The organism is Pseudomonas campi (assembly GCF_013200955.2).
Classification (GTDB): domain Bacteria; phylum Pseudomonadota; class Gammaproteobacteria; order Pseudomonadales; family Pseudomonadaceae; genus Aquipseudomonas; species Aquipseudomonas campi.
This window is the reverse complement of record NZ_CP053697.2, coordinates 2,069,420-2,090,251: the sequence shown is the minus strand read 5'-3', so window position 1 is coordinate 2,090,251 and position 20,832 is coordinate 2,069,420. Positions and strand designations below refer to the sequence as shown.

Sequence of the window (20,832 nt, the reverse complement as noted above, 5' to 3'; positions counted from 1 at the left end):
GGCCCTCAGCGTATCAGCATGGTTTGCGCAGTTTTCACCACAGATTCTTCGTCGCTTGCCCGTTGCGGAACTTGCAGACCACGCTGCACCGCTGGGCGCGCTTCGAGGGCCGCCATCCAGCGCTGCAAGTGGGGCAGACCGTCGACGGCAACCCCGGCCCAGTCATGTACGCGCACCCACGGATAGGTGGCGATATCGGCAATGCTGTAGTCACCTGCAAGGTAATCGGCTTCGCCCAGGCGGGTGTCGAGCACTTCATAGAGACGCCGGGTTTCATGCTGGTAGCGGTCGATGGCGCCTTGCAGTTTCTCCGGAAAGTAGCGGAAGAAAACGTTGGCCTGGCCCTGCATCGGCCCTACCCCGCCCATCTGCAACATCAGCCACTGGATCACCCGTGAGCGGCCCTTGGCATCACTGGGCAACAGCTGGCCAGTCTGCTCGGCGAGGTAGATGAGGATGGCGCCGGACTCGAACACGGCAAAGTCGTCGTTGCTTCTGTCGACTATCGCCGGGATGCGCCCGTTGGGGTTGATGGCGAGAAATGCCGCGGCCTTCTGTTCCCGCTTGTCGAAGGACAAGGCATGTACCTGATAGGCCAGCCCCAACTCCTCGAGGGCGATGGACACCTTGTGGCCGTTGGGTGTCGCCGCCGTGTAGAGATCGATCATGCGCGCTTCCCTGAACAATCTGCCCAGCCTCGGCAGTTGCAGGGGGCAAGTCAAGTCACAGCGAAGAATCGATTGAAACAGTCTGCAACCTGCTGTGCGCCCGCCTCCTCGTTCAGGTGCAGGTGATGGCCGCCAGGCAAGGTGTGCACATCGAAATGACGCCCTTCGAGCAGACTGGCAATCCGCGGTTCGACCGCCATCTGCCCCTGCGCTGCCAACACCAGACTGACTGGGCACTGCACACTGCGCACGAACTGCTCGACATGGGCGAAGGTCAGGCGCATCACCGAGGGCAAGGTCAGGCGGATATCGGAGCGCCAGGTGTAGCCGCCCGGTACGGGTTCCAGGCCGCGTTGGGCAAGCAGCTCGGCGGCTTCGCGGCTGACCGCGACCACGCCCTGCATGCGTGCCTGTACCGCACGTTCCAGGTCGGCATACACCGGCTTGCGTTTGTCACGTACCGCCAGGCGCGCGCGCAACGCATCGCCCAGGCGCTTGGCCGCGCCATCGGCTTCCCCGGTGAATGGGATCAGGCCATCGATCAATGCCAGGCGCTCGATGCGCTCCGGCACGGCGGCAGCCAGCAGGGTCGAGATGATGCCGCCGAGGGAATGCCCCATCAGGCTGAACCGCTCCCAACCCAGCTTTTCGGCCACCAGCAGCACGTCCTCCAGGTATTCCCACATGCTGTAGCTGGAGTTGCTGGCGTAATGTCCGGAGTGGCCGTGACCGGGGAAGTCCAGGGCGACGATGCGCAGCCCCTTTAGCTTGGGTGCCAGGCGTGCGTAGGTCATGGCGTTGTCCAGCCAGCCATGCAGGGCGATCACCGGGATGCCGTCTTCGGGGCCGAACAGGTGTGCGGCCAGCTCGACATGCGGCAGGCTGAAACGGGTTTCCTCGACGCTGAAAGTCATGCGCTGCGCTCCATATCCTGGCCCTGCCAGCGGCTGAACAGTTCGCGCAACAGGCGCGCGGTGTCTTGCGGGCGTTCCAGGGGGAACATGTGCCCACCCGGCAGGCTGTGATACTCGCCCTGGGGTACACGGTTGACCAGGCGCGCATGGTGCGCCATCACCACCCGGCTGTGTCGACCGCGCACCAGGGCCAGCGGCACCTGCAGCTGCTGCGGGCGGCCCGGACTGGTATGCGGCACGCTGCGGTAGATATTGATCTCGGTGGCCGGATCGAAGCGCAGGCGCAAGCCGTGTTCGGCTGGCCGCAGGCCATGCTGCACGTAGGCGTCCAGGCATTCCGGATCGAAACGGTTGAACAGGGTCTTGCCGGCGAAGTAGCTGCGCGCCTCGGCCAGATCAGTGAAGGCTTCACGGCGGCCCACGGTGCGGCCCGCCGGAGTGATCCGGTCGATGAAACCGAAGCGCTTGGCGGCGCGGATCACCAGTTGGTCGACACGGGTCAGCAGCGGTGAATCGAGCATCACCACACCGCGATACAGATCAGGCCGGCGCAGCGCCGCATGGTAGTGCAGCACGCCGCCGAGGGAATGGCCGACACCCCAGACCGGTTGTTGCCAGGCCTCAAGGTGCGCGATCAGTTCGTCGACCAGGTTCTGCCAGTTGTCGTCCACCGGGAAGCGCGGATCGTGGCCGTGCTGCTCCAGATGCTGCACCTGGTAGTCCGGCGCCAGGGCGGCGAACAGCTTGCCGTAGGTGGCCGAGGGGAAGCCGTTGGCGTGGGCGAAGAACACGGATTGCGACATGACGGCGAGCTGCACGGGAAAGATGCCTGAATTGTCGTGCAGCACAGGCTGGGCAGCAATCGGCGATCAGCCGTAGATGGGTGGCACAACGGCCAAAAAACAGCAGCGACGCGCCAGAAGGCGCGTCGCAGAGGGGTTAGCAGGCTTCTGGCTGCGCTTCGCCGCGCAGCCGATCCAGCCCTGCCGCCGCCAGCAGGGTCAGCGCCACTGGCACCACCCAACCCAGTCCCTGCGCAGCCAAGGGCAGTTGCGCGAGAAAGCCTGGCAGCAGCGACTTGAAACCGGCTGCACTGATTGCATCCGCCAGGCCGAACAGCAGGGTCACCAGCATCACCGGAATGAACACCCGCGGTGCCGAGGTCCAGAAGCGACTGAGCAGACTCAGGCCGATCAGCACGATGGCCAGCGGGTACAGACCGACCAGCACCGGTATCGACACGCTGATCAGTTGCGACAGCCCCTGGTTGGACACCAGCAGGCTGAACAGGCCGAACGTCAGCACCACCTTGCGGTAGGACACCGGCAGCAGCCCGCTGAAATACTCGCCACAGGCGGTCAGCAGGCCCACGGCAGTGGTCAGGCAGGCCAGGGTGATAACGACGGCCAGCAGCAGGCTGCCTGGCGTACCGAAGGTGAACTGCACATAGGCGGTAAGAATCTGCACGCCGTTCTGCGCATCGCCGGCAATCCCCTGGCTGGTGGCGCCGAGGTAGAACAGCGACAGGTAGACCAGCGACAGCCCAGCAGCCGCGATCAGGCCGGCGATCACCGAGTAGTGCGTGACCAAGCGGCTGTCGGTTACCCCACGGCCACGAATGGCGGTGGCAATCACGATGCCGAACACCAGCGCGCCGAGGGTATCCATGGTCAGGTAGCCCTGCAGAAAGCCCTGCACCAGAGGCATCGCCTGATAGTCGGCGCTGCTCTGGCCGATCGCACCGGCCGGCGCCATCAGTGCCGCGCCACCGAGTACCAGCAGTGCAGCGAGCAGCACCGGGGTAATGTACTTGCCGATGCGGTCGACCAGTTGCCCGGGGTTCAGCGAGAGGAACAACACCACGGCGAAATAGGCGACGCTGTAGATCATCAATGCCGCCGGTTCGTTACCGGTGAACGGCGCCACGCCCATCTCGAACGACACTACCGCGGTGCGTGGCGTGGCAAACAGCGGGCCGATGGCCAGATAGACCGCCACAGCGAACAGCGTGCCGGCCTTGCGCCCGAGTGGCGCAGTGAGGTTGGCCATGCCACCGCCGACGCGGGCCAGGGCGACCACAGTGAGCAGCGGCAAGCCGACGCCGGTCAGGAGGAAACCGAGGGCGGCGGACCAGAGGTTCTCCCCCGCGGCCATACCGGCGCTGGGTGGGAAGATGATGTTGCCAGCCCCGAGGAACAGGGCAAAAGTCATAAAACCAAGGGCCAGGAGATCGGGGCCTTTCAAACGGGTCATAGCGGGAAGTACCAAGCTGGAAAACAGGGAGAAAACGCAGGTTTCCTTTGAGTTCAGGAAGCGTGCAGCGCCAGGTTCAGGCGATTCACAGGTACCCGCCGCCAGCCCTTGTGGAGCCTCGCCGGGGGAATACTTGCAAGCCTAACGATTTTCACGATAGACCGCGTCTGACAGCGGTCGGGCTGTCGATCGGACGCAACAATCTGTCGCCCCGACACAAATTTCTGATCGAATCGACAGCAATAAAAAAGGCCACCCGAAGGTGGCCTTTTTCCGATCAAGTCAGCCTCAGGCTTTCTTGACTTCCCAGCCGGTCAGCTCGGCCAGGGCCTTGCCGATGTCAGCCAAGGAACGCACGGTTTTCACACCAGCGTCCTGCAGGGCGGCGAACTTCTCGTCCGCAGTACCTTTACCACCGGAAATGATGGCGCCGGCGTGGCCCATGCGCTTGCCGGGCGGCGCGGTGACGCCAGCGATGTAGGACACCACCGGCTTGGTCACGTTGGCCTTGATGTAGGCAGCAGCTTCTTCTTCAGCGGAACCGCCGATCTCGCCGATCATCACGATCGCCTCGGTCTTCGGGTCTTCCTGGAACAGCTTCAGGATGTCGATGAAGTTGGAGCCCGGAATCGGGTCACCGCCGATGCCGACGCAGGTGGACTGACCGAAACCGGCGTCAGTAGTCTGCTTCACGGCTTCATAGGTCAGGGTGCCGGAACGCGACACGATGCCGACTTTGCCTGGCAGGTGAATGTGACCGGGCATGATGCCGATCTTGCACTCGCCGGGAGTGATCACGCCCGGGCAGTTCGGGCCGATCAGGCGTACGCCCAGCTCGTCACACTTGACCTTGGCTTCCAGCATGTCGATGGTCGCGATGCCTTCGGTGATGCAGACGATCAGCTTGATGCCGCCGAAAGCCGCTTCCAGGATCGAGTCCTTGCAGAACGGAGCCGGAACGTAGATCACCGAAGCGGTGGCGCCAGTGGCGTCAACGGCTTCCTTGACGGTGTTGAACACCGGCAGGCCCAGGTGAGTGGTGCCGCCCTTGCCCGGAGTCACGCCGCCAACCATCTTGGTGCCGTAGGCGATGGCTTGTTCGGAGTGGAAAGTACCCTGCGAGCCGGTGAAGCCCTGGCAGATGACTTTGGTGTCTTTATTGATCAGGACGCTCATTACTTGCCCTCCGCAGCTTTGACGACTTGCTCGGCAGCGTCGGTCAGGCTGGTTGCCGCGATGATGTTCAGGCCGCTTTCGGCCAGGACCTTGGCGCCCAGTTCAGCGTTGTTGCCTTCCAGACGAACCACGACCGGAATCTTCACGCCGACTTCTTTCACGGCGCCGATGATGCCTTCGGCAATCATGTCGCAACGAACGATGCCGCCGAAGATGTTGACCAGTACGGCCGCGACGTTGCTGTCGGACAGGATGATCTTGAAGGCTTCGGTCACGCGCTCTTTGGTCGCACCGCCACCTACGTCGAGGAAGTTGGCTGGCTTGCCGCCGTGCAGGTTGACGATGTCCATGGTACCCATGGCCAGGCCGGCACCGTTGACCATGCAGCCAATGTTGCCTTCCAGGGCTACGTAGTTCAGTTCGAACTTGGCAGCGTGGGCTTCGCGCGGATCGTCCTGCGACGGGTCATGCATGGCGCGCAGCTTGGGCTGGCGATACATGGCGTTGCTGTCGATGTTGATCTTGGCGTCCAGGCAGTGCAGGTTGCCGTCTTTCTTGATGACCAGCGGGTTCACTTCCAGCAGTGCCAGGTCGTAGTCCTGGAACAGCTTGGCCAGGCCAACGAAGATGTGGGTGAACTGCTTGATCTGATCGCCTTTCAGGCCCAGCTGGAAAGCCAGCTCGCGGCCCTGGTACGGCTGCGCGCCAACCAGCGGGTCGATGGTGGCCTTGAGGATCTTCTCGGGAGTGTCGTGGGCGACTTTCTCGATGTCCACGCCACCTTCGGTGGAAGCCATGAACACGATACGGCGGCTGGAACGGTCGACGACGGCACCCAGGTACAGTTCCTGATCGATGTCGGTGCACGACTCGACCAGAATCTTGGTCACCGGCTGACCATTGGCGTCAGTCTGGTAGGTCACCAGACGCTTGCCCAGCCACTGAGCGGCGAACGCCTTGGCGTCTTCCTTGTTACGCACCAGCTTTACACCGCCCGCTTTACCGCGGCCACCGGCGTGCACCTGGGCTTTGACAACCCACTCGCTGCCACCGATCTTTTCGCAGGCCGCAGCCGCTTCTTCCGGGGTGTCAACGGCGTAGCCAGTGGAAACCGGCAGGCCGTATTCAGCGAACAGCTGCTTACCCTGATACTCGTGAAGATTCATGCTTATCTACCGTTCTTCGTTTAGGTATTGCGCATCGGTGCTGCGCTCGAAGGCGCCGCACCACCTGTGACTGCTCTGGTTAGCAGTCCTGACGGACATTCCTGCGACACACCGTGTGAGGCTGCCGCGGGCCGTACGCCGTGGTTCTTTTCCTGCGTTTGAGCGCCCGGCCAGGCCGGGCGCCGCATGCTCTGGTGGTACTTAGCGCTTCTTGCGGTTAGCGATGTGGATGGCATGGCCATTCACCGCCAGGGCCGCCTCGTGCAGCGCCTCGGACAAAGTCGGGTGCGAGAACACCATCATGCCCAGGTCTTCGGCACTGGTGCCGAATTCCATGCCGATGGCGCCCTGCTGAACCAGCTCGGCGGCGCTTGGGCCGATCACATGCACGCCCAGCACGCGGTCGGTTTTGGCATCGGCGATGACCTTGACCAGACCGGCGGTGTCGTTGGCAGCCATGGCACGGCCGCTGGCGGCGAACGGGAAGGTGCCGACGTTGATTTCAACGCCCTCGCCTTTCAGCTGCTGCTCGGTCTTGCCGACCCAGGCGATTTCCGGGTGGGTATAGATGACCGACGGGATCAGATCGTAGTTCATCTGGGCTTTGTGGCCCTTGATGCGCTCGGCAACCATCACGCCCTCTTCCGAGGCCTTGTGCGCCAGCATCGCGCCGCGCACCACGTCGCCGATGGCGTACACGCCCGGCACGCTGGTGGCGCAGTAATCGTCGACAAAGATGAAACCACGCTCGTCCAGGGTCACGCCGCTATCGGCAGCCAGCAGGTCGGTGGTCACCGGGCGACGGCCCACGGCAACGATCAGCTTGTCGAAGGTCAGCTTCTGCTCGCCGGTGGCGTCGGTGAAGGTCACAGTTACCTGCTTCTTTTTCACTTCGCTGCCGGTCACGCGGGCACCCAGACGGATGTCCAGACCCTGCTTGCTGAGGATCTTCAGGGCTTCCTTGGAGATCTGGTCATCGGCGGCGGCGAGGAACTTGTCCATGGCCTCCAGCACGGTGACTTCGGCACCCAGGCGAGCCCAGACCGAGCCCAGTTCGAGGCCGATCACGCCGGCACCGATCACGCCCAGTTTCTTCGGCACGGCCTGAAATTCCAAGGCGCCGGTGGAATCGACGATCACATCCTGGTCGACCGGAGCCGGTGGGATGTCGACCGGCTTGGAGCCGGAGGCGAGGATCACGTTCTCGGCTTCGACGACCTGCACCGAGCCGTCAGTGCCAGTGACTTCGACTTTCTTGCCGGCCAGCAGCTTGCCGTGGCCTTCCAGCAGGGTCACGCCGTTGGCCTTGAACAGGCCAGCAACGCCGCCGGTGAGGTTCTTGATGATGCCGTTCTTGCGCGCGACCATCGCCGGTACGTCCATGGTGACGCTCTTGGCCTCGATACCATGGATTTTGAAGCCCTCGTGGGCCTCGTGATACTTGTAGGAGCTGTCCAGCAGCGCCTTGGATGGAATGCAGCCGACGTTCAGGCAGGTACCGCCCAGGGCAACCTTGCCGTCCTTGTCCTGGTACTTCTCGATGCAGGCGGTCTTCAGACCGAGTTGTGCGGCCTTGATGGCGGCCACATAGCCCCCAGGGCCAGCACCAATCACTACCACGTCGAATTTCTGGGTCATAACTCATTCCTTCTCGGATAAAACCGGGCGACCCCTCGTGAGGACCGCCGCGTGTACAGCAGCGTGATCAGATGTCCAGCAGCAGACGAGCCGGGTCTTCCAGCAGGTTCTTGATGGTCACCAGGAAGCTCACGGCTTCCTTGCCGTCGATCAGACGGTGATCGTAGGACAGCGCCAGGTACATCATCGGACGGATGACCACCTGACCATTGATGGCCATCGGGCGCTGGAGAATATTGTGCATGCCGAGGATGGCGGCTTGCGGCGGGTTGACGATCGGGGTCGACATCATCGAACCGAAAGTACCACCGTTGGTGATGGTGAAGGTGCCACCAGTCATGTCGTCGATCGACAGCTTGCCGTCGCGGGCCTTCTTGCCAAAGGTGGCGATGCCGTTCTCGATCTCGGCCAGGCTCATCAGCTCGGCATTGCGCAGCACCGGAACCACCAGGCCACGGTCGCTGGACACGGCAACACCGATGTCGGAGTAGCCGTGGTAAACGATGTCGGTGCCGTCGATCGATGCGTTGACCGCCGGGAAGCGTTTCAGCGCTTCGGTGGCTGCCTTGACGAAGAACGACATGAAGCCCAGGCGCACGCCATTGTGGGTCTTCTCGAACAGGTCCTTGTACTTCGAACGCAGGGCCATGACTTCGGTCATGTCGACTTCGTTGAAGGTGGTCAGCATGGCCATGGAGGACTGCGCCTCGACCAGACGCTCGGCCACCTTGGCACGCAGGCGGGTCATCGGCACGCGCTTCTCGACGCGGTCGCCAACGGCGAAAACCGGAGCGTCGGCAGCCGGCGCAGCGGGTTTGGCCACCGGAGCCGGAGCGGCTTTCTTGGCGGCAACAGCAGCCACAGCGTCTTCCTTGGTCACGCGACCGCCTTTGCCGGTACCGGTGATGCTGTTCGGATCGATACCACCTTCTTCGGCGATCTTGCGCGCGGCCGGCGAGAGGATCGCATCATCGTCAGCAGCGGTCGGGGCTGCAGCAGAAGCGGCAACCGGAGCGGCAGCAACCGGGGCAGCGGCTACGGCTGCGCCAGCGGCACCCAGTTTGCCCAGCAACTCGCCAGACAGCACGGTGTCGCCTTCATTCTTGACGATTTCGGCGAGTACGCCGTCGGCCTCGGCGAGTACTTCCAACACCACCTTGTCGGTCTCGATGTCGACGATCAGGTCATCGCGCTTGACCGCATCGCCCGGCTTCTTGTGCCAAGTAGCGACGGTGCCGTCGGCAACCGATTCCGGGAAGGTTGGGGCTTTGATCTCGATAGCCATTCTGAGTGTTTCCTTAAATTCGTTTTCTTCAAGGAGGCGGCGGCCCGTGCCGCCGCCTCGATACGCGAAGGCGTTAGACAGTAAAGGCGTCCAGCAACAGTTTTTCCTGCTGCTCGGCGTGCAACGAGGCATAACCGCAAGCCGGCGCAGCCGAAGCTTCGCGACCTGCGTACTCGAGGAACAGGGCCTTCTTGTGCGCAGAAGCGACACGACGCATGTGGTGTTGGCTGCAGTACCAGGCGCCTTGGTTCATCGGCTCTTCCTGACACCAGACGATGTGCTTGAGGTTCTTGTACGGTGCCAGAACCTCGGCCAGATCATCTTCCGGGAACGGATAGAGCTGCTCGATGCGCACGATGGCAATGTCTTCGCGACCTTCGGCTCGGCGCTTGGCCAGCAGGTCGTAGTAGACCTTGCCGCTGCACAGGACCAGACGCTCGACCTTCTTCGGATCGATCGGATCGATCTCGGGAATGACAGTCTGGAACGAGCCTTCGGCCAGATCTTCCAGGGTCGAGATGGCCAGCGGGTGGCGCAGCAACGACTTCGGTGTCAGCACCACCAGCGGCTTGCGCAGCGGACGAATCACCTGACGGCGCAGCAGATGGTAGATCTGTGCCGGGGTGGTCGGTACGCAGACCTGCATGTTGTGCTCGGCGCACAGCTGCAGATAACGCTCCAGACGCGCGGAGCTGTGCTCCGGGCCCTGCCCTTCATAACCGTGCGGCAGCAGCATGGTCAGGCCGCACAGACGGCCCCACTTGTGCTCGCCGCTGGAGATGAACTGGTCGAACACCACCTGGGCACCGTTGGCGAAGTCGCCGAACTGTGCTTCCCAGATCACCAGGGCGTTGGGCACGGTGGTCGAGTAGCCGTATTCGAAGGCCAGTACCGCTTCTTCGGAAAGGAAGGAGTCGTACAGGTCGAACTTTGGCTGGCCCTCGAACAGGTTCTGCAACGGCAGGTAGGTAGTCGCGTCCTTCTGGTTGTGCAGCGCCGCATGGCGGTGCGAGAAGGTGCCGCGGCCAACGTCCTGACCGGTGATGCGTACCGGATGACCGGCTTGCAGCAACGTGGCGTAGGCCAGGTTCTCGGCGTAGCCCCAGTTGATTGGCATGGCACCGGCAGTCATCTTGACCCGGTCTTCCAGCACCTTGGCCACCTGACGCTGCAGGACCAGACCTTCCGGCAGTTCGAGCAGCTTGCCAGCCAGATCCTGCAGGGTCTTCAGCTCACAACGGGTGTCGTGACGGGCAGTCCAGGCATGGCCCAGGTACGGGCGCCAGTCGACGAACAGCTCCTTGTTCGGCTCCTTGACCAGACTCTTGACCACGTGTTGACCGTTGTCCAGCGCGTTGCGGTACTCGTCGATCTTGGTCTGCACGCGCTCGAGGTCGAGGCGGCCGCCGTTGATCAGGCTTTCCGCATACAGCTCACGGGTGGTGCGCTGCTTGGCGATCTGCTGGTACATCAGCGGCTGGGTGCCGCTCGGCTCGTCGGCCTCGTTGTGGCCGCGACGACGGTAGCAGACCAGGTCGATGACCACGTCACGCTTGAACTGCATGCGGTAGTCGACGGCCAGCTGGGTGACGAACAGCACGGCTTCCGGATCATCGCCATTCACATGGAAAATCGGTGCCTGGATCATCTTCGCCACGTCGGTGCAGTACTCGGTGGAGCGCGAGTCTTCCGGACGGCTGGTGGTGAAGCCGACCTGGTTGTTGATCACCAGGTGGATGGTGCCGCCAGTCTTGTAGCCGCGGGTCTGCGACATCTGGAAGGTTTCCATGACCACGCCCTGACCGGCAAAAGCCGCGTCACCGTGGATGGAAATCGGCAGTACGCTGTCGCCGTTCGGGTCGCTGCGGCGATCCTGACGGGCGCGCACGGAACCCTCGACCACCGGAGAGACGATCTCCAGGTGCGAAGGGTTGAAGGCCAGTGCCAGGTGCACTTCGCCGCCCGGGGTCATGACGTTGGAGGAGAAACCCTGGTGGTACTTCACGTCACCGGAAGACAGGCCATCGACCTTCTTGCCTTCGAACTCGTCGAACAGGTCGCGCGGGTTCTTGCCGAAGGTGTTGACCAGTACGTTGAGACGGCCACGGTGGGCCATGCCGATGACGATTTCCTTGGTGCCGTAGGAGCCGCTGCGCTGGATGATTTCGTCCAGCAGCGGAATCAGGCTCTCGCCGCCTTCCAGACCGAAACGCTTGGTGCCCGGGTACTTGGTGCCCAGGTATTTCTCCAGGCCTTCGGCAGCGGTCAGACGCTCAAGCAGGTGGCCCTGCACTTCCGCGGAGAATGCCGGACGGCCACGCACGCTTTCCAGGCGCTGCTGGAACCACTTGCGCTGCTCGGAATCGACGATGTGGGTGAACTCGGCGCCAATGGTGCGGCAATATGTCTGCTGCAGCGCTTCGTGGATTTCCCGTAGAGTCGCCTCCTCCTTGCCGATGTAAAGCTCACCGGTACGGAAGGTGGTATCGAGGTCGGCGTTGGTCAGACCATAGTGGTTGACCGCCAGGTCAGCCGGAGCCGGACGCTGCCACAGACCCAACGGGTCGAGCGTCGCAGCCTGATGGCCACGCATGCGGTACGCCTGAATCAGACGCAGGACTTCAACCTGCTTCTTCTCGTGCTCGCTGCTGACACTGCCGGCGGAAACCGGTTGTGCGCGGCGCTGGTTCTTGGCCAGCAGCACGAAATGATCGCGGACGGTCGAGTGCGAAACGTCGGTGGCGGCATTGCCGTCAGTCGGCAATTTCTGGAAATAGGTGCGCCACTCTTCTGGCACAGCGTTGGGATCGTGCAGGTAGAGCTCATAGAGCTCTTCCACATAGGCAGCGTTACCACCGGATAGGTGGGCACTGTCCCACATGCGCTGCATCACGCTTTCTTGCATGCTTGGTCACCCTCGGTAAGGGGACACCACCGGCGTGGAGGCCGTAATTGAGGCTCAAAGTCCTGAAGCAGCGACGGGTAAGCCACTACGGATCCCGCAGATAGTCCGGGCACCAGCCCGGATGCCCCTGCTGGTCATCAAATTCTTTTCAAGTAAGAACCGCGGCTTTGTGAGCTGCGGTTCTGGTTTTACTGCGGCAGCGGAGTTACGCCGCTGCCACAGGTGTCACGGGTAAAACTGAATCAGGTACCGCTCTGCAGCAGCATGTTACGTACGTGGCCGATTGCCTTGGTCGGGTTGAGACCTTTCGGGCAAACGTTCACGCAGTTCATGATGCCGCGGCAACGGAACACGCTGAACGGATCGTCCAGCGAGGCCAGACGTTCTGCGGTCTTGGTGTCACGGCTGTCGGCGAGGAAGCGATAAGCCTGCAGCAGTGCAGCGGGACCGAGGAACTTGTCCGGGTTCCACCAGAAGGACGGGCAGCTGGTGGAGCAGCACGCGCACAGGATGCACTCGTACAGACCGTCCAGCTTCTCGCGCTCTTCCGGCGACTGCAGACGCTCGATGGCCGGAGCCGGCGTGTCGTTCTGCAGGAAAGGCTGCACCTTCTCGTATTGCTTGTAGAAGATGCTCATATCGACCACCAGGTCACGAATGACCGGCAGACCAGGCAGCGGGCGAATCACCAGCTTGTTGCCCTTGACTACGGAGGAGATCGGCGTGACACAGGCCAGGCCGTTCTTGCCGCTGATGTTCATGCCATCGGAACCGCACACACCTTCACGGCAGGAACGACGGTAGGAAAAGCCCTCATCCTGCTCTTTGATCAGAGCCAGTACGTCGAGCACCATCAGGTCCTTGCCGTCGATATCGACGGTGAAGTCCTGCATGAACGGCGCGGCATCTTTTTCCGGGTTGTAGCGATAAACGCTGACTTGCAAAGTTTTACCAAGAGACATGATGACCACCCTTAATAAGTACGTACTTTGGGTTCAAAAGCAGGAACGGTCTTCGGCGCGAAGTTCACAGCGCGCTTGGCGACACGTTTCTCACCCGGGAAGTACAGGGAGTGGCACAGCCAGTTCTCGTCATCGCGATCCTCGTAGTCTTCGCGGGCGTGGGCACCACGGGACTCGGTACGGGTATCGGCGGCGATGGCAGTGGCTTCGGCCACTTCCAGCAGGTTCTGCAGCTCCAGCGCTTCGATGCGCGCGGTGTTGAAGGCCTGGCTCTTGTCGGCGATCTTGACGTTGGCGATGCGCTCGCGCAGATCGGCCAGCTGAGTGATGCCCTTCTTCATGTATTCGCCGGTACGGAATACACCGAAGTAGTTCTGCATGCACTGCTGCAGCTCTTTACGCAGCGGCGCGACATCTTCGCCGGAGCTGCGTTCATTGACGCCCGCCAGACGCTTGAGCGACTGCTCGATGTCGGTTTCGCTGGCACCGCGGACTTCCACGCCTTCTTTCAGCGCTTTTTCCAGGTGCAGGCCAGCGGCACGGCCGAATACCACCAGGTCGAGCAGCGAGTTGCCGCCCAGACGGTTGGCACCGTGTACCGATACGCACGCCACTTCGCCTACAGCGAACAGGCCTTCGATGATCTTGTCGTTGCCGTTGGCATCCTGGGTGATGGCCTGGCCATGAATGTTGGTCGGCACGCCGCCCATCATGTAGTGGCAGGTTGGGATCACCGGTACCGGAGCAACCACCGGGTCAACGTGAGCGAAGGTCTTCGACAGCTCACAGATGCCTGGCAGACGACTGTGCAGCACGTCTTCGCCGAGGTGGTCGAGCTTGAGCAGCACGTGGTCCTTGTCCGGGCCACAGCCGTTGCCGGCGAGCACTTCCTTGACCATCGAACGCGCTACTACGTCACGACCGGCCAAGTCTTTGGCGTTCGGCGCATAACGCTCCATGAAACGCTCGCCATGGGCGTTGATCAGGTAACCACCTTCACCACGGCAACCTTCAGTAACCAGTACACCAGCGCCGGCAATACCGGTCGGGTGGAACTGCCACATCTCGATGTCCTGCACCGGCACGCCGGCACGCAGGGCCATGCCCACGCCGTCACCGGTGTTGATCAGGGCGTTGGTAGTGGAGGCGTAGATACGACCCGCACCGCCAGTAGCCAGAACCACGGCCTTGGAACGGATATAAACGGTTTCACCGGTTTCGATGCAGATGGCGATGGTGCCGACGATGGCGCCATCCTGGTTTTTCACCAGATCGACCGCGTACCACTCGTTAAGGAACGAGGTGCCAGCTTTCAGGTTGGCCTGGTACAGGGTGTGCAGCAGGGCGTGACCGGTACGGTCAGCCGCGGCGCAGGTACGCGCAGCCTGAGTCGGGTTGTTCGGACCTTTGGACTGACCGCCGAACGGACGCTGATAGATGCGGCCTTGTTCGGTACGGGAGAACGGCAGACCCATGTGCTCCAGCTCAAATACGGCTTCCGGGCCGACGGAACACATATATTCGATCGCGTCCTGGTCACCGATGTAGTCGGAGCCCTTGACGGTGTCGTACATGTGCCAGCGCCAATCGTCGTTCGGGTCAGCCGAAGCGATGGCGCAGGTGATGCCACCCTGAGCAGATACGGTGTGCGAGCGAGTCGGGAAAACCTTGGTGACTACAGCGGTCTTGTGGCCGCCCTGAGCCAGTTGCAGCGCGGCACGCATGCCGGCACCGCCGCCACCAACGATGATGGCGTCATAGGAAAGAGTACGAATGCTAGACATTAATCAGACACCCCAGAGAATCTGTACGCCCCAGACGAAGAACGCGAACATGGCAATGCCGCAGAACGCCTGGAACAGGAAACGCACGACAGTCGCCCACTTGCCCAGCGCCATTGGCGTCAGGTAGTCAGTGGAGATGGTCCACATGCCGACCCAGGCGTGTACGCCCAGGGCCACCAGGGCCAACAGACTGAAGATGCGCATCGCCGTGTGAGCGAACAGACCGTGCCATTCGGCATAGCCGAGGCCCGGATTCACCACGAGGAAGCCGATCAGGAAGAGGAAATAAGCCGCGAGAACAACCGCAGACACGCGCTGGGCCATCCAGTCGTAGAGGCCCGAGCGAGAGAAGTTCGTTACGTTGGTTACCATATCCACACCCCTGCCAGCAGGATCACCACCACGGAAACCACGATGACGATTTTCGAGCCCAGCTTGCCGCCTTCCAGCGACTCGCCGACACCCATGTCCATGATCAGATGGCGTACACCGGCCACCAGGTGATACAGCAGAGCGGACAACAGGCCCCAGACAATCAGCTTGGCCAGCGGACTGGTCAGACACGCCTTGACTTCTGCAAAGCCTTCCTCGGAGCTCAGCGACTTGTCGAGTGCAAACAGCAGCACGGCAAGGCCGACAAAGAGGATGACACCGGAAACACGGTGCAGAATGGACGTATAAGCGGTGATCGGGAGTTTGATAGTCCTGAGATCTAGGTTTACAGGTCGTTGGCTATTCACGGCTTTTTTCACACTAGAGGCCCCTAACAAACAGGGCAAGTTGTCGGGAAGTGCACTGGTCAGGTACCCCTCACCAAGGGAGTGCCAACCGCCAAAACGCAGGCCCTAAAGCCCCTGACGGCCGGGCGCAGAGTATAGACAGTTAGGTAACTAATGACAACGTAAAGACCCTCGCTAAAAGCGGATTGCGCCACCTTAATAAATGACGTATTAGCGCCCCTTCCTGCGCCCCAAAACAGGGCTGGAAGCCGTCTGCCATCTGGCTTAGCGCAAATTGACATTCAAATTTATGTCTCTATAGTGTTGCGGGCCCTGCGTGGGGGGCGGTCTGATGATTTCAAGCATAAACAGGAGGCCGAACATGGCTGACAAAAAAGCGCAGTTGATCATCGAGGGCAATGCCCCCGTAGAGCTGCCCGTTCTGACCGGCACCGTTGGTCCCGATGTAGTTGACGTACGGGGCTTAACCGCCACGGGTCGCTTCACATTTGATCCTGGCTTTATGTCGACCGCCTCTTGCGAGTCGAAAATCACCTATATCGATGGCGACCAGGGCATCCTGCTGCATCGCGGCTACCCGATCGAGCAACTGGCCGAGAAATCCGACTACCTGGAAACCTGCTACCTGCTGCTGAACGGCGAACTGCCGACCACCGAGCAGAAAGCCAAGTTCGTCAGCACCATCAAGAACCACACCATGGTTCACGAGCAATTGAAGAGCTTCTTCAACGGCTTCCGCCGCGATGCCCACCCGATGGCCATCATGTGCGGCGTAGTAGGCGCCCTCTCCGCCTTCTACCACGACTCCCTGGACATCAATAATCCGCATCATCGCGAAATCTCGGCCATGCGCCTGGTCGCCAAGATGCCAACCATCGCAGCCATGGCCTACAAGTACTCCATGGGCCAGCCGATGATGTACCCGCGTAACGACCTGAACTACGCGGAAAACTTCCTGCACATGATGTTCAACACCCCGTGCGAGATCAAACCGATCAGCCCGGTGCTGGCCAAGGCGATGGACCGTATCTTCGTCCTGCACGCCGACCATGAGCAGAACGCCTCCACCTCCACCGTACGTCTGGCCGGCTCTTCCGGTGCCAACCCGTTCGCCTGTATCGCTGCCGGCATCGCCGCGCTGTGGGGCCCGGCACACGGCGGCGCCAACGAAGCCGTACTGACCATGCTGGACGAGATCGGCAGCGTCGAGAACATCGACAAGTTCATCGCCAAGGCCAAGGACAAGAACGATCCGTTCAAGCTGATGGGCTTCGGTCACCGCGTTTACAAGAACCGCGACCCGCGCGCCACCGTGATGAAGAAGACCTGCGACGAAGTGCTCGGCGAACTGGGCATCACCAACGACCCGCAGCTGCAACTGGCCATGCGCCTGGAAGAGATCGCCCTGACCGATCCGTACTTCAAGGAACGCAACCTGTACCCGAACGTCGACTTCTACTCGGGGATCATCCTCAAGGCGATCGGCATTCCGACCAGCATGTTCACCGTGATCTTCGCCCTGGCGCGCACCGTCGGCTGGATCTCGCACTGGAAAGAAATGCTCTCCAGCCCGTACAAGATTGGCCGTCCGCGCCAGCTGTACACCGGCTACGCGCAGCGTGACATCGTGCCGCTGGATCAGCGCAAGTAAGCATCGCTGCAACAAGAAAAAAGGCTGCCATCTGGCAGCCTTTTTTCGTTTCAGCAGAGCATTAACAGGCAGTTGAAAAACGTTGGCGAGGCAGCCAGCGCAAGGCGCTACACCAGTAACAGCCTCCGGCTGGTCAAAACGGCGGAACGGAGCAACGCGAAGTAACAGCCGAAGGCTGGCCCGCAGGGCGAACGTAGTGAGTCAAAAGCGCAGTTTACGAGCTGTAAATGAGCATTTTGAGACGCCGCGTCCCGGCCTGTTTTTAACGCCGCGATGGCAACGCAGGTAGTTTTTCAACAGCCTGTTAACGGCCCTCGGCTTTGGCCCGCAGCCCCTGCAGGGTGTTGAACGGCGCATCCACCACAAAGCTGTTGGCCAGCCAGGACGGTACGCTGCCGCCCGGCTCGGTGTGAACCTGATAGGTCACCTCCACCTCGCCTGCCGCCTTCGGCATGAAGGTCCACGAACCTTTCAGGCTGGCGACCCTTACATACGCCTTGTCCTCCGGCAGGTACTGCGGCTGGCCATCCATAAGCCGCACCAGGCTACCGTCGGCATTTACCTGGGTCACCACACGCAAGATCGAATCGCGAGCAGTCACGGGCCAAGGCATTTCGAAGCGGGTATAGACCCAGCTCTCCATCCCCTCATGTTTGAGCAACATCTGCCCAGCACAGGCATGAATCCAGGGACAGGAGCCCTGCACATCATCCTGCAGGGCGCGCAGCCTGGCGACATCGCTTTTGATCGTGGTCACGCCCCGGTAGGCCTTGTATTTCGAGCCTTCGACGGCACTCAGATAGACGCGGATACCCTCCTCATCCTTGACCAGCTGCCAGTCTTCGGCTCGAGTCAATCCGCTAGCGGCCAAGATACCGAGACCACAGAATGCAGCCACACGCGTCAATCCCTTCATGGGTATTCCTTAAACAAGAAAATCAGTCGGCAGAAAGTGCCGCCCGGATGAACATCACTATGCCGTGGCCTGTTCCAGCCAACCCAGCAGACGAATCGCCTCCTCCCGACTCTCACCACACACCACAGGATCGGCCCTGAAGCCAGAACACACGGCAGGGCGCTCGGCCTGACCGAAGATGGCGCAGAGGTAATCGAGCGTCAGATGGATACAACGCTGCCCCGCGGCCTTGCCTTCTGGCATGCCGGGGATCGGCGAACTGATGGAAGGGGCAATGCAGCAAGCACCGCAGCCCACACGGCAATTCATGGCAACAAAACCTCAGAACAGTCTGATCAGCTAAGACAGTCGATTTTATCCTTGGCGCCGAGAAAACACAGCTCCGCCAGGCCTGTTGCACCGGCAACGCCCTGGAGTGCTGGATACCTATCTGGCTGCTAGTGCTCCACGCGCACGGCGCACCCTACGCGCGCCCCGTGAACAGATCACTCAGCCCTTGGGCACCTGCCTGAGGCGCGCCAGCAGGCTGGAGGTGTCCCAGCGCCCACCGCCCATGGCCTGCACATCCGCGTAGAACTGATCGACTAGCGCCGTCACCGGTAGTTGCGCGCCGTTGCGGCGGGCCTCGTCCAGCAGGATCGACAGATCCTTGCGCATCCAGTCCACCGCGAAGCCGAAATCGAACTTGCCGGCCAGCATGTTCTGGTGACGGTTTTCCAGCTGCCAGGACTGCGCCGCGCCCTTGCTGATCACCTCCATCGCCGCATGCCCGTCGAGCCCCGCGCACTGGGCGAAATGCAGCGCCTCGGCCAGCCCCTGAACCAGGCCGCCAATGCAGATCTGGTTGACCATCTTGGTCAGTTGCCCGCTACCCACCGGGCCCATCAGCTTGACCATCTTGGCGTAGCTGTCGATCACTGGCGCAGCGCGCTCGTAGAAGGCCTGCTCGCCACCGACCATCACCGTGAGCGCGCCATTTTCCGCGCCGGCCTGACCGCCCGACACCGGCGCATCGAGAAAACCCAGCTCACGCTCAGCCGCCAGCACTGCCAGCTCACGGGCGACATCCGCCGAGGCTGTGGTGTGATCGACCAGCACGCTGCCGGGCGCCATGCCGGCAAAGGCGCCGTCGACACCGAGCACCACGCTGCGCAGGTCGTCATCATTACCCACGCAAGTCATCACCAGGTCGGCGCCTTGCGCCGCTTCACGCGGGGTCGCCGCCGACTCACCGGCGAACTGCGCAACCCACGCCGCCGCCTTGGCCGTCGAGCGGTTGTACACGCAGACCTGATGCCCCTTGCGCGCCAGATGCCCGGCCATGGGAAAGCCCATCACGCCCAGCCCGATAAACGCCACCTTCGCCATGCCCACCTCCGTCATCAATGGACGCAAGCATAGCCTGCCACCTGGGGTGTCCGGCCAGCACAGCGGTGCAGGAAAACTGTATGGATATCGTTTTGCCCAAACGCCACGCAACTCCCATACTGCCCGCAAGCAATGGAGGGCCTATGCGCAACTGGTTGGTGATCGACCTGGAAGCCACTACCGAAGAAGGTGGCTGGCCAGTGGAAGACATGGAAATCATCGAGATCGGTGCCAGCCTGGTGGCGGTCGATGGCCACGAACTGGACCACTTCCAGCGTTTCGTCCGCCCACTGCGGCGCCCCTGCCTGACCAGCTTCTGCCGTGAGCTCACCCATATCAGCCAAGCCAATGTCGACAGCGCCGCAACGCTGACGACGCTCTGGCCACAGTTCGAACGCTGGCTGGCGCCGCACCTGGGCAATCTGGCCGGCTGGGCCAGCTGGGGCGACTACGACCGCCGCCAGTTCGAACTGGAATGGCAGCGCCATGACCTGCGCAGCAGCCTGCGCCCGCTTCCCCATACCAACCTCAAACAACGCTTCGCCGAGGCCCGTAAGCTGAAACGTGCCGTTGGCCTGCACACGGCCCTGCAATTGGCCGGTCTGGCCTTTCAGGGCCAGCAGCACCGCGCCCTGGAAGATGCGCGCAATACCGCGCGCCTGCTGCCGCTGATCTTTGCCACCTAACAGGCCGTTGAAAAACGTAGGCGAGGCAGCCAGCGCAAGGCGCTACGTTAGTAACAGCCTCCGGCTGGTCAAAACGGCGGAACGGAGCAACGCGGAGTAACAGCCGAAGGCTGGCCCGCAGGGCGAACGTAGTGAGTCAAAAGCGCAGTTTACGAGCTGTAAATGAGCATTTGATTCGCTGCGCTCACCCCTTCGGGGCCGTGCTAAAGCACGTTCAGCCGTTGGCTGTGAGCCTGTTTTTAACGCAGCGATGGCAACGCAGGTAGTTTTTCAACGGCCTGCAAGGCCGCAAAGCGGGTGACGCCCCGGCATGCCTTGGGCATACTGACGGGCCATTTTTCACCCCTTCGAGGAACCCCGCATGTTCAAGGTCAACGAGTACTTCGACGGCACCGTCAAATCCATCGGCTTCGCCATGAACGAAGGCCCGGCCACTGTCGGCGTGATGGCCCCGGGCGAATACGAATTCGGTACCAGCCAGCTGGAAATCATGCACGTAGTGGCTGGCGCCCTGACCGTCAAGCTGCCGGGCAGCGACAACTGGGAAACCTTTGCCGCCGGCAGCCAGTTCACCGTGCCGGCCAACAGCAAGTTTCAGCTGAAAGTTGCGACTGATACTGCCTATCTCTGCGAATACCGCTGAGTCAGGCCGCTGTGAAGAACCGGCCCCGGTGGCCGGTTTTTTTATCCTTGCAAAACGACTGACCAGTCATAGTTACG

At 61.7% G+C, this 20,832-nt stretch carries 19 protein-coding genes; 3 read left to right on the top strand and 16 right to left on the bottom strand.

The window, feature by feature from the left end; genetic code table 11:
* Nucleotides 1-5 precede the first annotated feature (5 nt).
* From HNE05_RS09680 to sdhC, 13 genes are all read right to left on the bottom strand, one after another.
* A complete protein-coding gene (locus tag HNE05_RS09680) occupies nt 6-668 on the bottom strand; it encodes a glutathione S-transferase family protein (protein ID WP_173206220.1) in 663 nt (220 codons plus the stop codon).
* A 50-nt stretch (nt 669-718) separates the two neighbouring features.
* Entirely contained in the window at nt 719-1,582 is an 864-nt protein-coding gene (locus HNE05_RS09675; RefSeq protein ID WP_173206217.1) for an alpha/beta hydrolase, read from the bottom strand.
* Nucleotides 1,579-2,385: an alpha/beta fold hydrolase gene (locus tag HNE05_RS09670; RefSeq protein ID WP_173206214.1), complete on the bottom strand. Its 807-nt coding sequence runs from the start codon at nt 2,383-2,385 to the stop codon at nt 1,579-1,581. Before HNE05_RS09670 ends, HNE05_RS09675 begins: the two co-directional genes overlap by 4 nt.
* Nucleotides 2,386-2,521: 136 nt before the next feature.
* Entirely contained in the window at nt 2,522-3,835 is a 1,314-nt protein-coding gene (brnQ, locus tag HNE05_RS09665; RefSeq protein WP_173206211.1) for a branched-chain amino acid transport system II carrier protein, read from the bottom strand.
* A gap of 288 nt (nt 3,836-4,123) precedes the next feature.
* Nucleotides 4,124-5,011, bottom strand: coding sequence for a succinate--CoA ligase subunit alpha (gene sucD, locus HNE05_RS09660; RefSeq protein WP_173206208.1), 888 nt, complete (start codon nt 5,009-5,011; stop codon nt 4,124-4,126).
* Complete coding sequence (sucC, locus tag HNE05_RS09655) at nt 5,011-6,177, bottom strand: ADP-forming succinate--CoA ligase subunit beta (RefSeq protein ID WP_173206205.1); 1,167 nt, start codon at nt 6,175-6,177, stop codon at nt 5,011-5,013. The genes sucD and sucC overlap by 1 nt, the downstream gene beginning before the upstream one ends.
* Before the next feature lie 201 nt (nt 6,178-6,378).
* Nucleotides 6,379-7,815 carry a dihydrolipoyl dehydrogenase gene (lpdA, locus tag HNE05_RS09650; protein ID WP_173206202.1) on the bottom strand — a complete coding sequence of 479 codons (1,437 nt, stop codon included), beginning with the start codon at nt 7,813-7,815 and terminating at the stop codon, nt 6,379-6,381.
* A gap of 67 nt (nt 7,816-7,882) precedes the next feature.
* The gene (gene odhB, locus HNE05_RS09645; RefSeq protein WP_173206198.1) at nt 7,883-9,100 is read right to left on the bottom strand and encodes a 2-oxoglutarate dehydrogenase complex dihydrolipoyllysine-residue succinyltransferase; all 1,218 of its coding nucleotides are present in this window, start codon (nt 9,098-9,100) and stop codon (nt 7,883-7,885) included.
* A 73-nt stretch (nt 9,101-9,173) separates the two neighbouring features.
* The gene (locus HNE05_RS09640) at nt 9,174-12,005 is read right to left on the bottom strand and encodes a 2-oxoglutarate dehydrogenase E1 component (protein ID WP_173206195.1); all 2,832 of its coding nucleotides are present in this window, start codon (nt 12,003-12,005) and stop codon (nt 9,174-9,176) included.
* A 242-nt stretch (nt 12,006-12,247) separates the two neighbouring features.
* On the bottom strand, nt 12,248-12,967 hold the full coding sequence (locus tag HNE05_RS09635; RefSeq protein WP_173206192.1) for a succinate dehydrogenase iron-sulfur subunit: 720 nt from the start codon (nt 12,965-12,967) through the stop codon (nt 12,248-12,250).
* An 11-nt stretch (nt 12,968-12,978) separates the two neighbouring features.
* Nucleotides 12,979-14,751, bottom strand: a complete 1,773-nt coding sequence (sdhA, locus tag HNE05_RS09630; protein ID WP_173206189.1) for a succinate dehydrogenase flavoprotein subunit — start codon at nt 14,749-14,751, stop codon at nt 12,979-12,981.
* Between the two features lie 3 nt (nt 14,752-14,754).
* Nucleotides 14,755-15,123, bottom strand: coding sequence for a succinate dehydrogenase, hydrophobic membrane anchor protein (sdhD, locus tag HNE05_RS09625; protein WP_173206186.1), 369 nt, complete (start codon nt 15,121-15,123; stop codon nt 14,755-14,757).
* Nucleotides 15,117-15,503, bottom strand: coding sequence for a succinate dehydrogenase, cytochrome b556 subunit (gene sdhC / locus HNE05_RS09620; protein WP_173206183.1), 387 nt, complete (start codon nt 15,501-15,503; stop codon nt 15,117-15,119). The genes sdhD and sdhC overlap by 7 nt, the downstream gene beginning before the upstream one ends.
* A gap of 349 nt (nt 15,504-15,852) precedes the next feature.
* Between sdhC and gltA the strand changes: the two genes are divergently transcribed.
* Entirely contained in the window at nt 15,853-17,142 is a 1,290-nt protein-coding gene (gene gltA / locus HNE05_RS09615; protein ID WP_173206180.1) for a citrate synthase, read from the top strand.
* A gap of 304 nt (nt 17,143-17,446) precedes the next feature.
* On the opposite strand, the gene HNE05_RS09610 is transcribed toward gltA, so the two are convergent.
* The 3 genes from HNE05_RS09610 to HNE05_RS09600 form a co-directional block, all read right to left on the bottom strand.
* Nucleotides 17,447-18,058, bottom strand: coding sequence for an START domain-containing protein (locus HNE05_RS09610; RefSeq protein WP_173206177.1), 612 nt, complete (start codon nt 18,056-18,058; stop codon nt 17,447-17,449).
* A gap of 57 nt (nt 18,059-18,115) precedes the next feature.
* Nucleotides 18,116-18,367: a YkgJ family cysteine cluster protein gene (locus tag HNE05_RS09605; RefSeq protein WP_173206174.1), complete on the bottom strand. Its 252-nt coding sequence runs from the start codon at nt 18,365-18,367 to the stop codon at nt 18,116-18,118.
* A 180-nt stretch (nt 18,368-18,547) separates the two neighbouring features.
* The gene (locus tag HNE05_RS09600; protein WP_173206171.1) at nt 18,548-19,426 is read right to left on the bottom strand and encodes an NAD(P)-dependent oxidoreductase; all 879 of its coding nucleotides are present in this window, start codon (nt 19,424-19,426) and stop codon (nt 18,548-18,550) included.
* A 143-nt stretch (nt 19,427-19,569) separates the two neighbouring features.
* Between HNE05_RS09600 and HNE05_RS09595 the strand changes: the two genes are divergently transcribed.
* Nucleotides 19,570-20,112 (top strand): 3'-5' exonuclease, encoded by a 543-nt coding sequence (locus tag HNE05_RS09595; protein ID WP_173206168.1) that lies wholly within the window; start codon nt 19,570-19,572, stop codon nt 20,110-20,112.
* Nucleotides 20,113-20,473: 361 nt separating this feature from the next.
* Entirely contained in the window at nt 20,474-20,755 is a 282-nt protein-coding gene (ppnP, locus tag HNE05_RS09590) for a pyrimidine/purine nucleoside phosphorylase (RefSeq protein WP_173206166.1), read from the top strand.
* Nucleotides 20,756-20,832 lie beyond the last annotated feature (77 nt).

Excerpts from the sequence above, each read along its gene's own strand:
- HNE05_RS09680 (WP_173206220.1), bottom strand. The coding sequence starts at position 668 with ATGATCGATCTCTACACGGCGGCGACACCCAACGGCCACAAGGTGTCC.
- HNE05_RS09675 (WP_173206217.1), bottom strand. The coding sequence starts at position 1,582 with ATGACTTTCAGCGTCGAGGAAACCCGTTTCAGCCTGCCGCATGTCGAG.
- HNE05_RS09670 (WP_173206214.1), bottom strand. The coding sequence starts at position 2,385 with ATGTCGCAATCCGTGTTCTTCGCCCACGCCAACGGCTTCCCCTCGGCC.
- brnQ (WP_173206211.1), bottom strand. The coding sequence starts at position 3,835 with ATGACCCGTTTGAAAGGCCCCGATCTCCTGGCCCTTGGTTTTATGACT.
- sucD (WP_173206208.1), bottom strand. The coding sequence starts at position 5,011 with ATGAGCGTCCTGATCAATAAAGACACCAAAGTCATCTGCCAGGGCTTC.
- sucC (WP_173206205.1), bottom strand. The coding sequence starts at position 6,177 with ATGAATCTTCACGAGTATCAGGGTAAGCAGCTGTTCGCTGAATACGGC.
- lpdA (WP_173206202.1), bottom strand. The coding sequence starts at position 7,815 with ATGACCCAGAAATTCGACGTGGTAGTGATTGGTGCTGGCCCTGGGGGC.
- odhB (WP_173206198.1), bottom strand. The coding sequence starts at position 9,100 with ATGGCTATCGAGATCAAAGCCCCAACCTTCCCGGAATCGGTTGCCGAC.
- HNE05_RS09640 (WP_173206195.1), bottom strand. The coding sequence starts at position 12,005 with ATGCAAGAAAGCGTGATGCAGCGCATGTGGGACAGTGCCCACCTATCC.
- HNE05_RS09635 (WP_173206192.1), bottom strand. The coding sequence starts at position 12,967 with ATGTCTCTTGGTAAAACTTTGCAAGTCAGCGTTTATCGCTACAACCCG.
- sdhA (WP_173206189.1), bottom strand. The coding sequence starts at position 14,751 with ATGTCTAGCATTCGTACTCTTTCCTATGACGCCATCATCGTTGGTGGC.
- sdhD (WP_173206186.1), bottom strand. The coding sequence starts at position 15,123 with ATGGTAACCAACGTAACGAACTTCTCTCGCTCGGGCCTCTACGACTGG.
- gltA (WP_173206180.1), top strand. The coding sequence starts at position 15,853 with ATGGCTGACAAAAAAGCGCAGTTGATCATCGAGGGCAATGCCCCCGTA.
- HNE05_RS09610 (WP_173206177.1), bottom strand. The coding sequence starts at position 18,058 with ATGAAGGGATTGACGCGTGTGGCTGCATTCTGTGGTCTCGGTATCTTG.
- HNE05_RS09605 (WP_173206174.1), bottom strand. The coding sequence starts at position 18,367 with ATGAATTGCCGTGTGGGCTGCGGTGCTTGCTGCATTGCCCCTTCCATC.
- HNE05_RS09600 (WP_173206171.1), bottom strand. The coding sequence starts at position 19,426 with ATGGCGAAGGTGGCGTTTATCGGGCTGGGCGTGATGGGCTTTCCCATG.
- HNE05_RS09595 (WP_173206168.1), top strand. The coding sequence starts at position 19,570 with ATGCGCAACTGGTTGGTGATCGACCTGGAAGCCACTACCGAAGAAGGT.
- ppnP (WP_173206166.1), top strand. The coding sequence starts at position 20,474 with ATGTTCAAGGTCAACGAGTACTTCGACGGCACCGTCAAATCCATCGGC.